Genomic DNA, 19,604 nt, shown 5'->3' on the forward strand with positions numbered 1-19,604 from the left:
AGCCCACACCGGCATCGGCGGCCTCACCCCTATCGAGCGACTACGCGTTCACAACCTGGCCGGGAATTACAGCTAGCCACCCCGCGGCGGTCAGGAAGCCCGGTCCGGCGCCCAGTACTCCAGCATCTCGGCGAAGGTGTCGAACGCCGGCTTGGACACCCCGTAGGCCGCTTCGAAATGGATGCTCAGCGGGAAGCCCAGGTCGGCCACTCCGTCGATCACCCGCTTGTAGAGGTCGAGCATCTGCCGGCGCTTCTCGGCCGGCTCCAGCCCGGCGATCCGGCTGACGAACTCCTGCTCGGCGGCCACGGCCGGATTGCCCGGGTCCTGGATCAGCCAGTTGACCAGTCCGACCTTGGTCTCGATCTTCGGCACGAAACCGAAGGACAGCAGGATCTCAGGCCGGTGCTCGCTGGTCTTGGCGAACTCGGTCAGGAAACCGACGATGGCGTCGGAGTACAGCAACTGCGTCATCCCGTAGGTGGCGCCCTGCTCACACTTGAAGTTGAACCGGCCCTGCTCGCCCTCGCGGGTCGGGATCAGGATGGCACCGCGGTTGGGCACCACCTGCTCGTAGATGGACAGGGCGTCGGTGGGCGCGACGCCCTCCCCCTCGCCGTCCTTCATGGTGCGCGGCACACCGACGAATGCGATGCCCTCGAAACCGGCCGCACTGAGATCGATCAGGCGCTTGCCCAGCGCCTCGCGGTCCAGGAACGAGGTGACCTGCGTGCACAGTCCGCGCACCCCGGGTAGCTCAGGCTGGATCAACGACCAGAAGTCCAGCACGTCCATCTTGGGCTTCATCTCGACGGGGCGGTCGTCGTCCTCGTCGATCATCCCGGGGATCATGACGTGCCGGATCCGCCCCTCGATGCCCACCTCGGCGGACAACGCCAGCACCTTGCGAGCCTCGTCGACGGCGTATTGCGCGCCCCGTTCGACATTCGGGGGGACGAGTTCCAGGGCGATGGTGTTCAGAGGCACGAACCAGCTCCACATCTATGACGGCACTACCGATACGCCAGGCCATGCTGCCTGCCGGGGCGTGGCCCGGGCTCGACCGGGAGACTCCACCCTACGACTCGCGGCTGTGGTGATGTCAGCCATGTCGCTCACAAGGCACTGAGCAGTTCGACGCCGGCCCCGTCGGCCAGCGTCAGGATGGCCGCGTCGAAGGTGACCAGCCGAACGCCGCTCCGGCGAGCAAGCGTCAGTAGGTGTCCGTCGGTCACCTGACGATGACCGACGATGGCCGGGAAGTCCGGTTCGACAATCGACACGTCGTCCATGAGAAAGCGGTGGCCCGGTGTGGCCCGGAGTGCCGCAAGCACTCGACGCGCATCGGCCACCCCGAGGGGGCTGGACAACACCTTGGGGTTGGCCGAAACCCGGACGAACCCGCTCTCGGTGATCGGGCAGGTCGCCCAGCCCTGCCGGGCGTTTTCGGTGAACCACTGCCGAATCCGCGCATGGTGAATGTGGGAATCCCAAGCCAGGGCGACGAGCGCGTTCACGTCGAGGAGCGCCACGGAGGTCAGTCTTCGTCGAGTGCGCGGCGGACCATCTGCGGCGTGATCGGCGCCGTGCCCGCCGGCACCCGGATCACCGGCAGCTCTCCGTCGATTTCGACCTGCGCAGGAGTGAGTCCTCGGCGGGCCAGTTCGGATATCACCGCGCCCAGCGACCGACGCTCACTGGCAGCGAGTTCGCGCGCTGCCGCGACGACGTCGTCGTCCAGGTCCAGGGTTGTCCGCACCTTTTTGATGCTAGCGCATCACCACATCAAACCGCCCCGTAGAAATTGGGGCCCAACCCGTGGTGATACACCTCCTGCATGGCTGAACGCGTCACCTTCCCCAGCTCGACGGGCCCGACGCTGGCCGGTGTGATCGACCTGCCCGACGGTCCGGCACGGGGCTGGGGCGTCTTCTCGCACGGTTTCACCCTGGGCAAGGACTCGCCGGCCACGGCGCGGATCTGCAAGCAGTTGGCCGGTGACGGCATCGGAATGTTGCGGTTCGACGCGCTGGGCCTGGGCGATTCCGAGGGTGACTGGGGTGACGGGTCGTTCACCGTCAAGGTCGACGACGTGGTGCAGGCATGCACGTTCATGGCCGAGCGGGGCACGCCGGCCGACATCCTGATCGGGCATTCCTGGGGTGGGGCCGCGGCCATCGCCGCGGCCCGGCAGTCCCCCGGTGTACGGGCGGTGGTCACCGTCGGGGCCCCGTTCGACGTCGGGCACGTCGAGCATCAGTACGACGCATGCCTGGAGCAGGTGTTCGCCGAGGGCAGCGGCCAGTGGATGGTCGGAGGTAAAACCCTGACCCTCAAGCGGGCGTTCGTCGAAGATGTCCGGGCCGCGCATCTGCGCGACAAGATCACCGCCCTCAAGCTGCCGCTGCTCATCCTGCACTCCCCGACCGACAACACGGTCAGCATCGAGAACGCCAGCGACATTTTCTGGGCGGCCCGTCATCCGCGCAGCTTCGTCTCGCTGGAAGGTTCAGAGCACCTGCTGACCGGGCCGGGCCAGGCCAAACGGGCCGGGCGGATCATCGGCGCGTGGGCCGACGCCTACCTCGACGTGCGATAGCGTCGTCACATGTCTGACGCAGCCACCCAGATCGCGTTCGTACAAGCCACCTGGCATCGCAGCATCGTCGACAAGGCTCGCGAGGGATTCACCGATCAGATCGGCACCCACGGCTTCGGCAGCGATGCGTTGGAGTTCTTCGAGGTACCCGGCGCCTTCGAAATCCCGCTCACCGCAAAGCGTCTGGCCCGCACCGGACGCTACCGGGCCGTCGTCGCGGCCGGGCTGGTGGTCGACGGCGGCATCTACCGCCATGATTTCGTGGCCACCGCGGTGATCGACGGTCTGATGCGCGTGCAGCTCGACACCGACGTCCCGGTGTTCTCGGTGGTGCTCACCCCGCACCATTTCCACGAGCACGACGAGCACATCGCCTACTTCACCAGGCACTTCGTCAAGAAGGGCGCCGAGGCGGCCAACGCCGTCGCGGCCACCCTGGCCCTGCACGGCTCGCTGGAGTAAGCCGGGTCAGTCGCGCACCAGGGCGTCGCGGCCGGCCCGGATCATGTCCTCGCGGGGCACCACCTTGACGCGTTCACGCCCCTGCACCTCGCCCAGCGACACCTCGTGGGCGTCGAGGCGTTCCCATTCCGCCCACGTGGTGTAGTCCACTCCTTTGTCGGTCAGGTGCGCGAGTATCGCTGCGGGATCGCCGGTTTCGGGCGCCCGCAGGCCGGGCAGGTCGCTGAGCAGGCTGCCGACGGTCTCGGCGGTGTCGGATTTGGTATGGCCGATCAACCCGATCGGGCCTCGCTTGATCCATCCGGTCACATAGGTGGCGTCGATCAATCCGCCGTCGATGTCGAGTACCCGGCCGGCGTCGTTCGGTACTACCCCGGCGTGGTGGTCGAACGGCAGACCGGCCAGATGGGTGGACAGATAGCCGACCGCGCGGTATACGGCCTCGACCGGCCAGTCGGTGAATTCGCCTGTGCCACGGACATTCCCGTCGCCACACAGCTCGGTCCGCTCGGTGCGCAGGCCCTCGACCCGATCAGCGCCGAGCACCGCCACGGGCGCCTGGCACAGGTGCAGGTGGATGCGGTGCGGCGCGCCGGTGGGTTCCCGCTGCAGATACTTCATCATGGTGTCCACCACCAGCTTCGTCGACTTGGTGGTGTTGATGGCGTGCTGGCTGGCCTCGTCGATCTCGAAGCCTTCCGGGTGCACGATGACGTCGACGCTCGGCGAGTGCGACAGCTCGCGAAACTCCATGGGGCTGAACTTGATCTGAGCCGGTCCGCGCCGGGCGAACACGTGGACGTCGGTGGCCTGATTGGCGGCCAGCCCCTGGTAGACATTGCCGGGAATCTCGGTGCCGAGCTGTTCGTCGGCGGGCTTGGCGAGCATCCGGGCGATGTCGAGAGCCACGTTCCCCGCACCCAGCACCGCGACGCGCTTGGCGGTCAGCGGCCACGTGCGAGGCACGTCGGGATGCCCGTCGTACCAGGACACGAAGTCGGCGGCGCCGTAGCTGCCCGGCAACTCGATGCCCGGGATGTCGAGTGGCCGGTCGGCCCGCGCCCCGGTGGAGAAGATCACCGCGTCGTAGTGGCGACGGAGCTCGGGCAGCGTCAGGTCGGTGCCGTAGTGGACGTTGCCGATGAACCGCACGCTGTCGGGGTCACGGGCGAGCACCCGGCGCAGCGCCTTGATGATCTCCTTGATCCGCGGGTGGTCCGGGGCGACGCCGTAGCGCACGAGTCCGTACGGGGCGGGTAACCGGTCGAAGACGTCGACGCGGGCCTGCTCGTATTCCTTGGTCAGGATGTCGGCGGCGTAGATGCCGGCCGGGCCCGCGCCGATGACCGCTACCTGGATCTTCCTCATGAGCACCCTTCGTATTTAGGTAAGGCAAGCCTAAATATCGCTGCCGATGCCGCAAGGCCTCCCTGACGAGATCCCCGTCACGTGGGCCGGCGTGCGACGATTCAGAGGTGGTCACCCACAAGCCACTACGTCGGCGCCAACCGGTCCAGGAGCGGAGCAAGCGCCGCGTCGAACGGATTCTGGCCGCTGCGCTCGAGCTCCTCGAAACGCAGGGGGTGGACGCCGTCACCACCCGCGCCATCGCCCAGCTGGCCGGCGTCCCGGTGGCCACGGTGTACCAGTTCTTCCCCAACCGCGACGCCATCCTGCAGGAGATCGTCACCGACCATCTGGACCGGCGCGACGTCGAGGGCGCGGCGGTCCTGGCCGCCCTCAACCCGACCAGCATCGCCGAGGTCGCCCACGCCATCTTCGAATTCCACTACGAGCATCTGCGCAATCATCCGCACCTGGTCACGTTGCACTACACGAGCCTGGCCACCGGGCTGATCGCCGATCCCCGGGTGCGCCGAGCCGAGTTCGCCCGCACCATGCATGCTGCGCTGCTGCGCTGGGGGCTGCTGCGCGAGGATACCGATCCCCTCGTCACGGTGGTGGCCGTGGAGATCGGTGATCGACTGCTACAGACGGCTTTTCACGCCGGGCCGGACAAGGACCGGGCCATTCTCACCGAGGGCGAGCGGGCGCTCACGCAATACCTGCAGACCTACGCCGCACCCGCCGCCTGATCGGTACCACCAGCGCCGCTCTGCTTGAGCAAAGCGAACCGGGCGAGGGTGCCGACAAAACGTTCGAGGCCGACGGTCCCACCGACACTGGGCCGCCACCGCCCCGCGCGACGTTCGAGCAGCAGAGCCCCCACCGGCTCGGCGAACACCGCCGTCGCCAGGCCGGGGTCGTCGGCGTCGCGCCAATCCTCGACGACGTGCACCTGAAGCGGCCGGCCGTCGAGCCTGCGCACCCGCACCGCGGATGCGGTCACCGACACCACGAGCCGGGTGGTCGGAAAATCGCCGCCGATGCCCACCTGGACGATGTCGTCGACGAGTGGAACGGACAGGTAGATCGTGGCCCGACCACGCTGGTGAAGGCGGCCGAGATCATCCGCTTGCACGGTCGACGAAGCACCCATGCCGCTAATGATTATCATTTTCATACAGCTGGCTCAACTTCGGCGACGAACCCGCTGTTCAGCCCGTCAGCGACGAGTGCTGCTGCCCCCGACCTCGGCGGCAAGCGGTGGCGGCAACGGCGTCGTGGGAGTCGGCTTCGCGGCACTCGGTGACGCCTTCGGGGCGTCGGTGCTCGCGGGTGCGCCGGGCCGGTGGAAATCGAGCATCGACTCCTCCCGGATCACTTTCTCTCCCGCACTCACGACCAGTGACTTGGCGGTGACCAGGTATTCGATCCCGGCGTTCTCCGCGAGGAACGCGCCGTCGTCGTTGCGCTCGGCCGCCACGATCAACTTGGCGCCGTCGCGCAGCCGCACCCCGCGGTACTCGTACGCGCCGCCGGGCACCGAACAGATCGCCACCCGTGAATTGTCGGTACTGCCGAACAGCACGGTCGCATCCGCAGTGGCACACCGCGCGGTGGAATCGACATAGCCGCGTGAGTCACTGGCCGGCGCCGCCGAGGCGACCGCCGCACCCACCGCGAGCAACGTGACACCCGCCGTCACCGTAGCGGTGATGCAGCGACGCGGGGACCAGACACCAGACATCACCCATACTGAACCACGACTTTGCTGCTTACCGTCGCGTCAACCCCGAGACAGCATCGAATCGTTAGGTGTCCGCAACACTAGGGGGCCAGGCTGCGCATGGTCCGGACCACGTAGTCCTCCAACAGCGCGTCGCGGGTGGGCCAGTCGTAGGTAGTGATCAGCAGAGCGTAGAAACCCAGCAGGAAGAACACCGCGCTGTTCCACGGATTGACGTCAGGGGCGACCTCACCCTGTTGCTGGGCCAGTTCGATCTCGCGGGCCACCCCGGAGATCACCGGATGTTCCTGGCTGTCGGGGGCCGGCGGCCGGGTCTGCGAGAAGTGCAGCGCCAGAAAATCTTTGAACAACACCCCGCCGAGCCGGCGTTCCAGACCGATCACCAGCCGCATCGACTCGCGGAGCCCGTCCTCGAGGCTGTGCGACTTCTTGAGGAACTGGGCGTACTGCTTGGCGATGCGCTCCTCTTCGCGCTGCTCAAGCTCCAGCAGCACATGTTCCTTGGTGGGAAAGTGGAAGAAGAAGGTGCCGTGCGCGACGCCGGCCGCCTTCACGATCGAGGCCACATCCGCTTCGGTCATTCCCGCGCGCTTGAACTCCGAGATCGCCGCGCCCATCAATCGCTCACGCGTCTGCAGGCGCTTCGCCTCACGCGCAGACAGCCCGTCTGCCACCGCCATTCCATTCCTCCGCTTGGACCGAACCGACTCATCTGAATCTATCCGGTGGCGGCGTCGCGCAGGATCTGTTGCAGCCGGTCCAGCGGATCACCGCCGGCGGGGTCGAGTCGATTCGGTGCCGGGGTGGACGGGGCGCCGGCTCCGGCCGGAGGTGGCGACGCAACCGGCGGCGGTGGCGGGGGCACGGCGGCCCCGCCGCCGCGGTCGGCGAGCTTGCGGTCCAGCCGCGCCGACGCCTCATGTCTGAGAATCCGCCGATCGGCATCGGGATCCTCGTTGCCGGCGAAACACCCGGCCGGGGCTCGGGTCACCACGTCGCGGGCCGCCAGATAGCGGTGCCGCGCCGACTCGGTGTCCGATGCCGCGGCCGCACGGTCGCCGAGCGTTTCCCGGACGAATTCCAGATTCACCCGGGCCGAACATGATTCGTCGCCGTCAAGGCGGGCCAGCGCGGCAGTGAAGTACCGGTCGGCGTCGGCGAGCCGATCTTGCAGGACCGCCAGGGAGCCGGCGGCGAAGTCCGCCTTGCCGGGCTCGATGACAGCGAGGGCCGAGAGCCGCCCGACCTGAGCCGTCAACGCCTCGGTGTCGCGGTCGGCGAAACTCGACGTGGCCGACTGGCCGGTCACCACCACCGACAGCAGTGCGACGATCGCGATGAGCGCCGTCAGCACCACCGGCGCGGAGTACAGCAGCAGCTTGCGTCGCAGCGGGTTCAGTCGCAGCGGGTTCATGAGTGTGATCCCACATCGACCGATTGCATGCGGCGCAACTCCCGCAGCACCAGGTAGAGCTCGACCAGGACGAGCAGCCCGGCCGCACCAGCGAAGACCCAGTACAGCTCGACCCCGGCCCGGTCGGACGTGACGGCCGGCGCCTGGTCCGGCGTCGGGCCGCCGGGTAACGCGGCCGCCAACGGCGTGTCGCCGGTGCGCGGTACGAACGGCACCCCGATCTGGTCGGCGACCGCGCGCAACGCCGGCGTCCCGGCGGTGCCGTAGCCCAGCACCGCCCCACCGTCCACGGTGTCCTCGGGCAGCTGGAACCCACGCTGCGGGGCTTGGGATTCCGGGGCCCCGGCACCCAGATAGAACACCAGGTTCTGCGCCCTGGGGAACTGTGCTGCGGCGCTGATCAACTGGTAGCGCAGGACACCGGCGGCGGCACCGACATTGGTCTGCCGGCCTTCCGCGGTCGCCGGGTGCGCATCCAAGGCGGACACCACCGCCCGCAGACCCCAGGTATCGGCGGACAACGGCCACTGCAGACTCGGGCGGTCGGCGAACCCGATCACCGCGAAACGCGCGTGCGGATAACGCTCGATCAAGGCGGCGATGTCCTCGCGGGCACCGGATTGCGCCATCTCCGGGGAACGGTCGAGGACCACGAAGATACTCGGATCCCGGTCTCCGGCAGGCCGGGGCACGGTGTCCCGGGCGTCGCCGACCACCGGGCCGAGGCCGGCCATCAACAGCAGCAGCCCCGCCCCGGTCAGCGCCGACCACCGCCATACCGCCGGCCAACCGCCACCCTGCGTCCGGACCCGTTCGAAGGTGACCGCCCGGGCCACCACGAGCACCACCGCGAGCGCCGCGAGCAGCACCGGCGGCAGCACCGGCGGCAGCACCGGCTCGAGTCTCATCGCCGCATCACCACCGGCCACCACCACAGCACTGCCAACGCCAGCAATGCCACCAGCACTGCAATCCCCGGGGTTTCCGGTGATCGGGTGTCCGCGGCCGCCCCGCTCGCTCCTGCCTGCGGCGGGTGGTTGCGGATCTCGGTCAGCTGCGCCGCCACGTCCACCGAGGACAACCATCGACCGCCGGTACTGCGGGTCAACGCCGCCACCGTGCCCTCATCGGTGCCCGACGTGACGGCGTTGACCTGCACATCGGCGTCGTGCGCCAGCTCGCGCAGGCGCTCCGCAGTGAACAACGGTGTGGATCGGCCGGCGGCCGGCAGGGTTTCGGGGCCGACGTAGATCAGTGAACGGCGTTGCGCCGACGGCTCGTCGAAGGAGGGGAAGCCGGTCAGGCACAGGGCCAGCACGTCGGTCACGGTGGCGGCGTAATCGACGTAGGACACCGGCGAGACCAACGGCCGGGCCGCGTCATCGGCCGCGGCCGCCGCGAATTGTCCTGCGGCGTACTGGTAGTCGCGGGTCAGCGGTACGACCCGCCGGTTCGCCGAGGTCAGCCCGATGCGCTCGGTTCCGAACGCCGCGACCCGGTCGGCGAAATACCGCAGCGTCGCGCTCACCGTCGGGTCGGTCACCGGGCCGCCGACACACACCATGATGTCCTCCGCCGCCGCGGCCTGGGTGGTGCGCGGCGACGACGGCAGTCCGGTGGGCCGCGCCGCCGCGAACACCGCCGCGGCGAAGGCCACCGTCAGCATCGTGACCGCGACGACAGCCGCCATGATCCGCCGACGCATGGCCCGCACGTACTCGGGCAGTCGGGTGAGCCTGCGGGTGTTGGCCAGCGGTCGCAGCTCATCGGGGTCGACGGGCTCCCGCAACAGCAGCGCCAGGCCCACGCACCCGGCCAGCGCGAGACAGCCCGCGATCACCACCACCCACCAGATCAGGTCCATCCGCGGATCAACTCCTCGGTGGCGTCGCTGACCGTCCCGGCGTCCAGGGCGGAATGGTGGTTGAACTGAATATCGGTGAGCTCGACGAGGATCGGCGCCGCCGCTGCGGCATCACTGGCGGCAATCGCCTCGACCTGCATGTACTGCGCCTGCACTCCGGTCACGGACTGCAGGAACGCGCGCAGTTCCCGGCTCACCGCGGCACCGGCCGGCGCGGCACTCAGATCACCTGAACGATAACGGTTTCCGATCGTCCGCACCGCGCGTGCCGACCGGCGGCGCAGCAGCTCAGCCCGGGCCGCCCCGAGCACGGGGAGCTCGCGTATCGCCCGCCGCGGCGCGGTCAGCACGAAAACGCCGATGTACCAGGCACACACGAGCAAGATCAGGCCGATCGCGGCCCACAGCCACACCGACGAGTACGGCGTCGGCCCGATCACGTGGCGCAGCAGATCATCCGGCACGGGCGTACACCCCGGTCATCGCGGTCAGGGCCGCCCTGATCCGAACACTGCCGGTGACCCGGGCGTGCGGTATCCGCCGGCTGGTGAGGAACTCGGAAAGCTGTTCCCGCCGCTGCGCTTCGGCCCGCCGATACGCCTCGACGACCTCGGTGTCCAGACCGGTGAGGATGGGCCGGCCGTCGGCGACCTCATAGCTGCGCCCGGGGGCGGATGGTAGGCCCACTGCGGGCATGTCGCTGACCAGTGCCCACAGCACGTCATGGCGCGCGGTCAGGGCGTCCAGCACCTCGGCCAAGCGGTCGGTGATCTCCGGTTCGTCGGACACCACGAAGATCAGCAGCCGGTGCCGGTAGTGGCGGGCCACCCGGTCGAGCTGGACCAGGATGTCACTCGGGCCCGGCTGGTCGGCGGTGTGGTGGTGGTAGCGGTGCAACATCTGCTCGATGTGGGATTCCCCGCGGCGCAGCCGGATGTCGACGTTGCCTCGCCGGTCGCCGAGCACCATGGCGATCTCGTCGGAGCGGGGCACCGTCATGAGCCCGATGGCGCCGATGAGGTTGCGGGCCACCGTCCTTTTCCGTTCCCCGGACGGGGCGAGTCCGCAACTGTTGCGGCCGGCGTCGGCGACAACCAACACCTTGTGGTGCTTTTCGGAGACGAAGCGTTTGATCAGGGTGTGGCCGGACCGGGCGGTGGCCTTCCAGTCGATGTCACGGACGTCGTCGCCGGGAACGTAGGGGCGCAGCTCGTCGAATTCCAGGCTGCGGGTGTGTATCAGGGCGTACCGGCCGCCCTCGAGTAGCCCGGCGGCGTCGCGCCCGATGTACGCCTTGGCGGAGTCCAGGTATTTGCCCATCGCGGCCTCAGGGCACCGGGACCGCACGCAACACCGCGTCGACGACGACGTCCGGGGTGATGCGGGCGGTGGCCGCTTCGAAGCCGAGGATCAGCCGGTGCCGCAACACGCGGTGGGCCAGCCGGGCGATGTCGTCGGGCACCACGTGATCGCGGCCGCGCAGCACCGCCAGGGCGCGCGACGTCCGGCAGAACGCCAACGTGGCACGGGGACTGGCCCCGTACTCGATGACCCGGGCCAGGTTCGCCGGGAGGTGGCGGCCGGGCTCGCGGGTGACGGCGACGAGCCGGCCGGCGTACTCGACCAGGGCCCGATCGAGATAGACCGTCCGAACGATGTCCTGGGCCCGGCGGATGTCGTCGATGGTGACGACGGGCTCGGCGCGGTGGCCGCGATCGTAGAGACCGGCGTCCATCCGGGCGGCGATCTCCACTTCGTCGTCCACCGAGGGATAGCCGAGGATTTCCTTGAGCATGAACCGGTCGGTCTGGGCTTCCGACAGCGGATAGGTGCCCTCCTGGTCCACCGGGTTCTGCGTGGCGATCACGAGAAATGGTTCGGGGATGGGATATTCGACGCCGGCGATCGTGGTCTGGCGTTCCTCCATCGCCTCCAGCATCGCGCTCTGGGTCTTGGCGCTGGAGCGGTTGATCTCGTCGAGCAGCACGATGTTGGCGTGCACCGGACCGAGCTGGGTGACGAACGAGTTGTGCTCGGCGTCGTAGATCTGGGTGCCGATGATGTCGCTGGGCAACAGGTCGGGCGTGCACTGGATGCGCCGGAAGCTGCCGTCGATGGACTCGGCGACCACCCGGGCCGCGGTGGTCTTGGCCAGTCCGGGAACACTTTCGATGAGCAGGTGCCCGCCGGCCAGCAGCGCCAGCAACATCGATTCGCGCAGATGATCCTGGCCCACCACCCGGGTGGCGAACGCCGAGGTCACCGCGCCTGCAATGCGCTGAGCTTCGGCGGCTTCAGGCTGGTCAGCCTGCAGTCGCGGTGCGGTCATGAATCCTCTCCGGTCGGTCGTCCCCCTTCCCCAGACCTAGACCATGTACCCAGACTGCGCCGCCGTCATGCCTCGCCGGCCACCAGAACCAGCGGCCCAGCAGTACCGCGATCGGCGGCACCACGAAGGTCCGCACCAGCAGGGTGTCGATCAGCAGTCCGATGCCGATGGTGGATCCCACCTGGGCGATCGTCACGACGCTGGCGCCCAGCATCGCGAACATGGTCAGCCCGAACACGATCCCGGCGATGGTGACCACACTGCCGGTGCCGGCGAAGGCGCGGATCGTCGCGGTCCGCACCCCGGCCCGCGCCTCGTCGCGCAATCGCATCGCCAGCAGCAGGTTGTAGTCCGCGCCGACGGCCACCAGCGCGATGAACGCCAACGCCGGTACCGCCCAGTGCAGCGGCTGACCGACCAGGTGCTGCCAGATCGCCGCGCTGGTACCGAGCGCCGAGGCGTAGGAGATGGTGACGGTGGCCAGCACCACGATGCCGGCCACCGGGCTGCGCAGCATGCCCGCCACGATCACGAAGATCAGGATCAGCGTGGCGATCACGAGCAGGGTGAAATCGTGTTGCACATAGGTGATGAGTTCGGCGGTGGCGGTACCCACCCCGGTGAGGTCGACGCTGCCGCTGGCCGCCAGTGGCGTGTCCTTGAGCGCCTCGTCCGCGGCGATGCGGATCTCGGCGGACCGCTCTGCGCCGTCGCGGCCCCAGGATTCGCCGTCACCGTAGACGAGCAGCCGGGTGGCATGACCGTCCGGGGAGAACATCATGGTCATCACCCGTCGATACTGTGGGTCGTCGAAAGTCCTTGGCGGTAGGTAGAACCCACCTTCCGAGCTACCCGCGAAGTCGGTGCTGAGCTGCCGCAGGTAGCCGGTGAGCTGTTGCATCTGGGGCCCTACGGCATCGAGGCTGGAGCGCAGGGTGGCGGTGAGCCCGCGCAGCTGTGAGAGCGCCGTCCGCATCGTGGCCATGTTCTGGGCCGTACCGTCCAGTGCCGTGGTGGCGCCGGCCGCACCCTCCCGGAGTGCGCCCGCGCCGCCGGCCAAGGTGCCGGTGGCACCGACCGCATCGTCGAGCGGGGTGACGATCTTCTGCACCGCCGCACAGATCGGGTTGTCCGCGCAGCCCGGGGTGCCGTTCACGAATTGGCGCAGCGGATCGGCATATCCGGACACCTCCCGCAGGTTGCCCTGCAGGCCGGTCATACCCGCACCGATGTCGTGGGCCCCGGCCCCGACCCGGTTCAGCCCGTCGACGGCACCGGTGAGCCCGCGCTGCATCCCGGCCAGCGCCGCGTCGAGTTGGCCGACGGTGGCCAGCACGGTGTCCACCGAGTTCATTCCGTCGAGTGCCGATTGTGCTGTGCCGCTGAGTTGTTCACCGATCTGGCCGGCCTGGTAGGTCAGGGTGCCCTGGCGCACCGGGGTCCCAGCCGGCCGGCTGGCCGATTGCACCGTGCGGACCCCGCGCACGTCGAGGATCTTCCGGGTGACCCGCTCGATCGTGATGAGCCCGGCCGGGGTGCGCAGGTCATGGTCGGTCTGGATGGACACGATCTCGGGCAGCAGCCGGTTGTCCGGGAATCGGCTACGGACCGCCTGGTAGCCGCGGCTGGACTCGGTGGTCGCGGGTTGGGCGGCCAGTTCGGCGAACGTGATCTTGGCGTCGAGCAGCGGCAGGGCGCAGACGATCAACGCGCCGACGGCGACCACCAGGATCGGGCCCGGCCACCGGGCCACCGCGGTGCCGATCCGGCGCCAGCGCCGGCCGAGCGTGCTGGCCCGCGGCTCGAGCCGCCCGCGTCTGCTGAACCAGCCGATCAGTGCCGGTGTGAGCGTGAGCGCTCCCAGCATCGCCGCGAGAATTCCGATCCCGCTGGGGATTCCGGCGCTGCGCAGGAAGCTCACCTTGGCGAAGCTCAGGCAGAACAGTGCGGTGGCGATGGTGGCCGATGATCCGACGATAACCGGTGCGACCCGGCGGTAGGCGTCGGCCAGCGCGTCCGGTGGCGTCATCCCCACGCGACGGTTCTCGTGGTACCGCCCGAGCAGGAAGATGCCGTAGTCGGTACCCGCGCCCAGCACCATCGCCGACATCAGCGCCACCGAGAACACCGACACCTCGATCACGCCGTGCTCGCCGAGCAGGGCGACCACCGGCCGTGCGGTCCCCAGCGCCAGTCCCACCGAGGCCAGCGGCACGGCCGCGGTGATCGGCGAGCGGTACACGAACAGCAGCAGGGCCGCGATCAAACCCACGGTGAGCACCGTGATTCTCGCCAATTGTGCGTCCAGGGCCGCGAATTCGTCGACCAGGCTGGGTCCGGGGCCGGTCACGTGGGTGCGTAGCCCCGCCGGGGGCTGCGCTGCGTCCACCGCCGCGCGCAACCCGGCCACCGCGTCGGTGGCAGTGCTGCTGCCCAACTGGCCGGAGAGCCGGACCATCAGATAAGCCGCCCGGTGGTCACGACTTTCGAAGACAGCTGCGGCGGCCGGGTCGTCCCAAAGGTCCATGACCGATTCGACGCCGGGGGTCGTGGTGCGCAACCGGTCGGCCAGGCCCCGGTAGTAGCCGCGGTCGGCCTGGCCCAGCGGCCGGTCGGCATCGAGGACGACGTAGGCGATGTTGTTGCTGTCCGAATCGCCGAACCACAGGCCCATCCGGTGCGCAGCCTCGGTGGCGCCGGAATCGGTCGGGAAGAACGCCCGGGACTGTTCCTTGACGACGTGTTCGAGTTGGGGCACGGCGAGGTTGCCGACGCCGGCCAGCGCCGCCCACACCGCCATCACCAGCAGGGCGTAGCGGCTTGCGGTTCGTGCGATGGACTCCAGCATCGGCTCCCCCAGGGTGTCCATAACAATGTTATTGGCAGGTATAACATTGTTATGGCAAGCTGTCCAGAACCATGGGTATCCGCGAGAGTCTGATCGAGGAAAGCCTGACGGTCCTCGAGGAGAGCGGCCCGGAGGCGCTCAGCGCCCGCCTGCTCGCCAAGCGGATCGGTGCCTCCACCATGGCCGTCTACACCCACTTCGAGGGCATGCCCGGACTGTACGAGGCGCTGGTACGCGAGTCGTTCATCCGGTTCGGCGCACACCTGAGCCGGCGCCCGAACACCGACGATCCGGTGGCCGATCTGCTGGCCTCCGGCCTGGCCTACCGCGACTACGCGCTCACCTATCCGCAGCGGTACCGGCTGATGTTCGGTATCACCTCACCGTCGATCACCCTGCCACTCGGCCGCGACGTCACCGTCGACGGCAACCCCGGCGCGCTCTCGGAGATCAACACGGTATTCGCCCAAATCCCCGCGTTCGTCCGGCGCTGCATGGACATCGGCGCCATCGACGAGGGCGATCCCGTCGCCGTCGCCGCACAGATCTGGACGATGATGCACGGCTACGTGCTGGCCGAGATCATCGGGGTTTTCGGCACCGACGGCGGCGGCGTGACCCGGGTGCTGGCCCCGCACATCACCAATCTCCTCGTCGGACTCGGCGGCGACCGCGAACGGATCGGGCAGTCCTTCCTCCGGCTGGACCCACCGCCACAGCCCACGCCCCCGACGACGCCGCCGACTTCGGCCGTGCGGCCGGGCCGCCGCACCGGCCGCTGATCACCCGGCTATGGCTTGAGCATCACTTTGACGGCGCCATCCTGCTTCTTCTGGAAGATCTCGTAGCCGTGCGGGGCGTCGTCGAGCGGCAGCACGTGGGTGGCGAAATCGTCGACACCCAAAGGGTCGTCGTCACCGAGCAGCGGCAGGATGTCATCGACCCACTGCTTGACGTTGGCCTGCCCCATCCGCAGCTGGATCTGCTTGTCGAACATGGTGAGCATGGGCAGCGGGTCGGATGCCGCCGTACACCCCGATCAGGGAGATGGTGCCGCCACGGCGCACGATGTCGATCGCCGAATAGAACGCGTCGAGCCGGTCGATTCCGGCGGTCTGCATCAGCGGTTTGGCGACGGCGTCGGGCATCAATGCGGTCAGCTTCTGCAGAGTCGACGCCACCGGGGAACCGTGAGCCTCCATGCCCACGGCGTCGATCACCGAATCCGTGCCGCGGCCGTCGGTCATCGACCGCACCGCGTCGCCCACCGATTCGCCGAGTGAGTCCAGATCGATGGTGGTGATGCCGCGCGCTTCGGCGCGGGCCAGCCGTTCCCGGATCCGGTCCACCGCGATGACGCGGTAACCCAGATGCTGGGCGATGCGGGCGGCCATGTCGCCGATCGGGCCGAGCCCGAGGACGGTCACCGAGCCGCCGTCGGGAATCCCGGCGTAGGCCACGGCCTGCCACGCGGTGGGCAGCACGTCCGACAGATAGACGAAGCGCGAGTCCGGCGGGCCGTCGGGCACCTTGATGTGGGTGAACTGTGCTTGCGGCACCCGCAGGTATTCGGCTTGACCGCCCGGTATCTCGCCGTAGAGCTCCGAGTAGCCGAACAACGCCGCGCCCATCCCCTGATCACGGACCTGGGTGGTCTCACACTGGGTGTACAGATGCTGATCGCACATGAAGCAATGCCCGCACGAAATCTGAAACGGGATCACAACCCGATCCCCCGGCGACAGGTTCCCGACACCGGAGCCCACCTCGCGCACCACGCCCATCGGTTCGTGGCCGAGGATGTCGCCAGGATGCATGAACGCGCCGAGCACCTCGTAGAGATGCAGATCCGAGCCACAGATATTGGTCGAAGTGACCTCGATGATCGCGTCGGTCGGCGCTTCGATCTCGGGGTCCGGCACGGTGTCGACCCGTACATCGCGCCGACCGTGCCAGGTAACGGCTTTCACAGCTGTCTCCCCTCGGTGTGGAAGGCCCTCGGTTTCGAGTGACCAAGTGGTGGCTACCCCGGCAGATCGGCGCCAAACCGGCGCCACCGTGAGGAGAATGGACCGGTGACCTCAAGCTGGGACGGTTTCGATCGGTTCGTCGGGCTCCTGGACTATCCGATGTGCGTCGTGACCGTGCAGGCCGATGACCGGCGGGCCGGCTGCCTGGTCGGGTTCACCACCCAGGCCAGTATCGACCCGCCCCGTTTTCTGGTCGGCTTGTCGAAGCAGAACCACACCCTGGCCGTGGCGAAAACGGCCGGTCATCTCGGCGTGCACCTGCTGGGCCGTGACGCGCTGGACCTGGCGCGCCTGTTCGGCGGCGAAACCGGCGATGAGATCGACAAGTTCGCCCGCTGCCGCTGGCACACCGGCCCGGCCGGGGCACCGATCCTCGATGCCGCGCCGGCCTGGTTCGTGGGCGCGATCCTCGACCGGTTCGACCTCGGCGACCACGTCGGGTATCTACTGAATCCCGTTGCGGGACTTGCCCCGGAGCAGGCGCAGCGGTGGGTCGAGCTGTCCGACGTGGCCGATCTCGAACCCGGGCACGAGGCCTGAGCTAGCGCCAGGCGAACACCGGCTGTTCGAGTTCGTCGACCGGGTCCGTGCGGCCCTCCAGCGCCAGCCACCGCAGCTGCAGCAGCACCGCCCCGGTCGGTGCGTGGATCAGGTCGTTGCCCAGCGGGATCTGCACCACCGGCCGCGGGCTCTCCGGAATGGTGATGAACCGCGGCGAATCCTCGCGCTGCAGCTGGTGCAGACCGACCCGGTAGGCCGCCACCACCTCGTCGGGTGAGGGTCGCAGGTCCAGCCGACCGCCGCCCCAGACCACCACCGGAGTGATGACGTAACCGGAACGGGTCGGGTAATCGTCGAGCAGTCCCAGCACCGCCGAGTCGGGCAGGCTCACCCCGACCTCTTCGTCCAGTTCGCGCAGCGCCGCTTCGATCGCGGTCTCACCCGGATCCAGCCGGCCGCCGGGCAACGCCCACTGCGCAGCGTGCGAGGACAGCCGCGATGCCCTGCGGCACAACAGGAACGCGGCCCCACCTGATACGTCAACCATGCGGCCGTCGAGCCCGGGCTCCGGCATGGGCCGACCGTCGATCCACTCGTCGACCGGTGCCGGGTCCACCCGGTCCTCCCCGAGTTCGGAATCCACCAGGACCACCGCCACCGCCGCATGCCGCTTCGTCGGATCGGTCACGGCGCGGCGCTCGTGGGCCGCCAGGTGTGCCCCGATGCGTTCCCGCAGGGCTTCGTCATAGGCGATCGTCACCGCTCGACCATAGAACCTCTTACTTTTCGGGCTTGCGGGTCTGTTGGTACAGCGCGAGCCGCCACACCCCGCCGGCCCGTTCGAGGTGCAGCAGTTCGTCGAGCAGGGGACTGGTCACCACCAGGTGATACCCGTTACGAGGACCTGATATGCCTGGGCATCACTGTGACAACAGTGGTAAAAGTGATTCGTGGGTCTCCGTCAGCTATCGGCCCTCGCGGGCGTCGCAGCAGTGGCTGCGGCCGTCGCCGTGGGCACGGTCGCGGCGCCCACCGCGATGCCCTCGGCCGCGGCCGCGCCGGACTGTCCCGACATCGAGGTCGTGTTCGCCCGTGGCACCGACGAACCCGCCGGCATCGGCAATGTCGGCAAGGCGTTCGTCGAAACCCTGCGCCCGATGGTCAAAGGGGCCACGATCGGCACGTACGCCGTGCAATACCCGGCCTCGTGGGACTTCATGAAAGCCGCCGCCGGCGCCACCGACATGAGCAAGCGCGTCCAGGCCACCGCGGCGCGGTGCCCCAAGACCAAGATCGTGATGGGCGGCTACTCCCAGGGCGCAGCCGTCGTCGACGTCGTGGCCACCTCCCCGATCGCCGGGCTCGGCTACAACGCTCCGCTGCCCGCGGCAGTGGTGCCGCGGATCGCGTCGGTCGTCGTCTTCGGTAATCCGTCCGCCCGCCTCGGCCAACCGTTGACCCGGATGAGCCCGGACTTCGGTGCCAGAACCGCAGACCTGTGCAACACCAACGACCCGGTCTGTTCACTCGGCCGGGACTGGAACGCGCACGTCACCTATCCGAAGTCGGGCCTGATCAAGCTTGCCGCGCAGTGGGTCACCCGTCATGTTCAGCCGCCGGCTCCAGCGCCCGCTGCTCGGCGCTGAACACCGGATAGAGCCGGTGGGTGCCGGGCAGCCCCTTGAGCTCGACGTCACGCGGGTCACCCAGCACGAACTCGCCGGAGTGCCGGACCGCATCGCCGACCGGCTCGCTGACCAGGATCTCGCCGCCGTCGGCCTGACCGGCGACCCGGGCCGCCATTGCGACGTCCAGCCCGAACAAATCGTCGCCGCGGCGCACCGACGTGCCCATGTGCACACCGATCCGCACCCGGATCGCCTGCCACCGCTGCGGGTTCTGGGCAAGCGCACGCTGCACGTCGGTGGCGAACCGCACCGCGTTCTCCGGGTCGGCGAACGCGATCATGAACCCGTCGCCCTGGGTTTTCACCACGTGGCCGCCATGCTTGTCCACCCGCGCCTGGACCAGCTTGTTGTGTTTCTCCAGCAGCTTCACCCAGGCCCGGTCACCCATGGCGGCGTTGTATTCGGTGGAGCCCTCGATGTCGGAGAACACGATGACAACCCGCCCGTCAGCGGTCAGCCTCGCCAGGTCCGGACGCTCCACCTGGGCCCAGCCCGCCAGATCCTCGATCGAGTTACGCACCGTCGCGCCGAGCCCTTTGTTGATCAGCATGTCCGCGGTCTGAAACACCGTCTTGATGGCCAGCGGCGCCACCCCGCGGCGACGCTTCCGCTTACGGTCCTCGTCCTCCAGCTTCATCCGCTCGATCTCACGGCGGGCCGAACCCAGCTGCCGCCGGGTCACGATGAACAGCACCAGGAACGTGACGAACGCCGCGAGCAACACCACGACGAACACCAGCAAGACGGCCTCAAGAGTGGTCGGCATCGGCACCCGCTG

The 19,604-nt window shown here is 68.6% G+C and carries 22 protein-coding genes and 1 pseudogene; 6 read left to right on the plus strand and 17 right to left on the minus strand.

Annotation, left to right across the window (positions count from 1 at the left end; genetic code table 11):
* Positions 1-90: 90 nt before the first annotated feature.
* The 3 genes from FR943_RS26065 to FR943_RS26075 form a co-directional block, all read right to left on the minus strand.
* Entirely contained in the window at positions 91-987 is an 897-nt protein-coding gene (locus FR943_RS26065) for a mycobacterial-type methylenetetrahydrofolate reductase (protein ID WP_217161234.1), read from the minus strand.
* 128 nt (positions 988-1,115) lie between these two features.
* Entirely contained in the window at positions 1,116-1,532 is a 417-nt protein-coding gene (locus FR943_RS26070) for a TA system VapC family ribonuclease toxin (protein ID WP_217161235.1), read from the minus strand.
* Between the two features lie 5 nt (positions 1,533-1,537).
* The gene (locus FR943_RS26075) at positions 1,538-1,759 is read right to left on the minus strand and encodes an antitoxin (protein WP_217161236.1); all 222 of its coding nucleotides are present in this window, start codon (positions 1,757-1,759) and stop codon (positions 1,538-1,540) included.
* Positions 1,760-1,837: 78 nt separating this feature from the next.
* Here FR943_RS26075 and FR943_RS26080 point away from each other — a divergent pair, with 78 nt between their 5' ends.
* Both FR943_RS26080 and FR943_RS26085 read left to right on the plus strand, forming a co-directional pair.
* Positions 1,838-2,599 (plus strand): alpha/beta hydrolase family protein, encoded by a 762-nt coding sequence (locus tag FR943_RS26080; RefSeq protein WP_217161237.1) that lies wholly within the window; start codon positions 1,838-1,840, stop codon positions 2,597-2,599.
* 9 nt (positions 2,600-2,608) lie between these two features.
* Positions 2,609-3,061, plus strand: a complete 453-nt coding sequence (locus FR943_RS26085) for a 6,7-dimethyl-8-ribityllumazine synthase (protein ID WP_217161238.1) — start codon at positions 2,609-2,611, stop codon at positions 3,059-3,061.
* 6 nt (positions 3,062-3,067) lie between these two features.
* Here the strand turns inward: FR943_RS26085 and FR943_RS26090 are convergent, their stop codons facing one another.
* Positions 3,068-4,429, minus strand: a complete 1,362-nt coding sequence (locus tag FR943_RS26090) for an FAD-dependent oxidoreductase (RefSeq protein WP_217161239.1) — start codon at positions 4,427-4,429, stop codon at positions 3,068-3,070.
* Between the two features lie 107 nt (positions 4,430-4,536).
* Here FR943_RS26090 and FR943_RS26095 point away from each other — a divergent pair, with 107 nt between their 5' ends.
* Entirely contained in the window at positions 4,537-5,157 is a 621-nt protein-coding gene (locus FR943_RS26095) for a TetR/AcrR family transcriptional regulator (protein WP_217161240.1), read from the plus strand.
* Here FR943_RS26095 and FR943_RS26100 read toward each other — a convergent pair.
* The 10 genes from FR943_RS26100 to FR943_RS26145 all read right to left on the minus strand — a co-directional run bounded on the left by FR943_RS26100 (position 5,136) and on the right by FR943_RS26145 (position 14,628).
* Complete coding sequence (locus FR943_RS26100) at positions 5,136-5,561, minus strand: hypothetical protein (protein ID WP_217161241.1); 426 nt, start codon at positions 5,559-5,561, stop codon at positions 5,136-5,138. The two genes, FR943_RS26095 and FR943_RS26100, sit on opposite strands and share 22 nt — an antisense overlap.
* A gap of 66 nt (positions 5,562-5,627) precedes the next feature.
* Entirely contained in the window at positions 5,628-6,152 is a 525-nt protein-coding gene (locus FR943_RS26105; protein ID WP_217161242.1) for a hypothetical protein, read from the minus strand.
* A gap of 80 nt (positions 6,153-6,232) precedes the next feature.
* Positions 6,233-6,832, minus strand: coding sequence for a TetR/AcrR family transcriptional regulator (locus FR943_RS26110; protein WP_217161243.1), 600 nt, complete (start codon positions 6,830-6,832; stop codon positions 6,233-6,235).
* 38 nt (positions 6,833-6,870) lie between these two features.
* A complete protein-coding gene (locus FR943_RS26115; RefSeq protein ID WP_217161244.1) occupies positions 6,871-7,566 on the minus strand; it encodes a hypothetical protein in 696 nt (231 codons plus the stop codon).
* Entirely contained in the window at positions 7,563-8,474 is a 912-nt protein-coding gene (locus tag FR943_RS26120) for a vWA domain-containing protein (RefSeq protein WP_217161245.1), read from the minus strand. The genes FR943_RS26115 and FR943_RS26120 overlap by 4 nt, the downstream gene beginning before the upstream one ends.
* Positions 8,471-9,430 (minus strand): hypothetical protein, encoded by a 960-nt coding sequence (locus tag FR943_RS26125; protein ID WP_217161246.1) that lies wholly within the window; start codon positions 9,428-9,430, stop codon positions 8,471-8,473. Before FR943_RS26125 ends, FR943_RS26120 begins: the two co-directional genes overlap by 4 nt.
* Entirely contained in the window at positions 9,421-9,894 is a 474-nt protein-coding gene (locus FR943_RS26130; RefSeq protein ID WP_217161247.1) for a hypothetical protein, read from the minus strand. Before FR943_RS26130 ends, FR943_RS26125 begins: the two co-directional genes overlap by 10 nt.
* Positions 9,884-10,750, minus strand: coding sequence for a DUF58 domain-containing protein (locus FR943_RS26135; RefSeq protein WP_217161259.1), 867 nt, complete (start codon positions 10,748-10,750; stop codon positions 9,884-9,886). The genes FR943_RS26130 and FR943_RS26135 overlap by 11 nt, the downstream gene beginning before the upstream one ends.
* Positions 10,751-10,757: 7 nt before the next feature.
* Positions 10,758-11,759: an AAA family ATPase gene (locus FR943_RS26140; protein WP_217161248.1), complete on the minus strand. Its 1,002-nt coding sequence runs from the start codon at positions 11,757-11,759 to the stop codon at positions 10,758-10,760.
* The gene (locus FR943_RS26145) at positions 11,734-14,628 is read right to left on the minus strand and encodes an MMPL/RND family transporter (RefSeq protein WP_246585285.1); all 2,895 of its coding nucleotides are present in this window, start codon (positions 14,626-14,628) and stop codon (positions 11,734-11,736) included. The genes FR943_RS26140 and FR943_RS26145 overlap by 26 nt, the downstream gene beginning before the upstream one ends.
* Before the next feature lie 50 nt (positions 14,629-14,678).
* Here FR943_RS26145 and FR943_RS26150 point away from each other — a divergent pair, with 50 nt between their 5' ends.
* Positions 14,679-15,389, plus strand: a complete 711-nt coding sequence (locus tag FR943_RS26150; protein WP_217161249.1) for a TetR/AcrR family transcriptional regulator — start codon at positions 14,679-14,681, stop codon at positions 15,387-15,389.
* Positions 15,390-15,397: 8 nt separating this feature from the next.
* On the opposite strand, the pseudogene FR943_RS26155 reads toward FR943_RS26150, so the two are convergent.
* Positions 15,398-16,577: pseudogene (locus tag FR943_RS26155) on the minus strand (zinc-dependent alcohol dehydrogenase).
* A gap of 159 nt (positions 16,578-16,736) precedes the next feature.
* Here FR943_RS26155 and FR943_RS26160 point away from each other — a divergent pair.
* Complete coding sequence (locus tag FR943_RS26160; protein ID WP_217161261.1) at positions 16,737-17,177, plus strand: flavin reductase family protein; 441 nt, start codon at positions 16,737-16,739, stop codon at positions 17,175-17,177.
* Between the two features lies 1 nt (position 17,178).
* Here FR943_RS26160 and FR943_RS26165 read toward each other — a convergent pair whose 3' ends face one another.
* Positions 17,179-17,898 carry an NUDIX hydrolase gene (locus FR943_RS26165; RefSeq protein ID WP_217161250.1) on the minus strand — a complete coding sequence of 240 codons (720 nt, stop codon included), beginning with the start codon at positions 17,896-17,898 and terminating at the stop codon, positions 17,179-17,181.
* Between the two features lie 277 nt (positions 17,899-18,175).
* Between FR943_RS26165 and FR943_RS26170 the strand changes: the two genes are divergently transcribed.
* Entirely contained in the window at positions 18,176-18,784 is a 609-nt protein-coding gene (locus FR943_RS26170; protein WP_218046242.1) for a cutinase family protein, read from the plus strand.
* Here FR943_RS26170 and FR943_RS26175 read toward each other — a convergent pair.
* Complete coding sequence (locus tag FR943_RS26175; RefSeq protein WP_217161252.1) at positions 18,735-19,592, minus strand: adenylate/guanylate cyclase domain-containing protein; 858 nt, start codon at positions 19,590-19,592, stop codon at positions 18,735-18,737. The two genes, FR943_RS26170 and FR943_RS26175, sit on opposite strands and share 50 nt — an antisense overlap.
* Positions 19,593-19,604 lie beyond the last annotated feature (12 nt).

It is taken from the genome of [Mycobacterium] fortunisiensis (assembly GCF_019050325.1).
Lineage (GTDB): Bacteria > Actinomycetota > Actinomycetes > Mycobacteriales > Mycobacteriaceae > Mycobacterium > Mycobacterium fortunisiensis.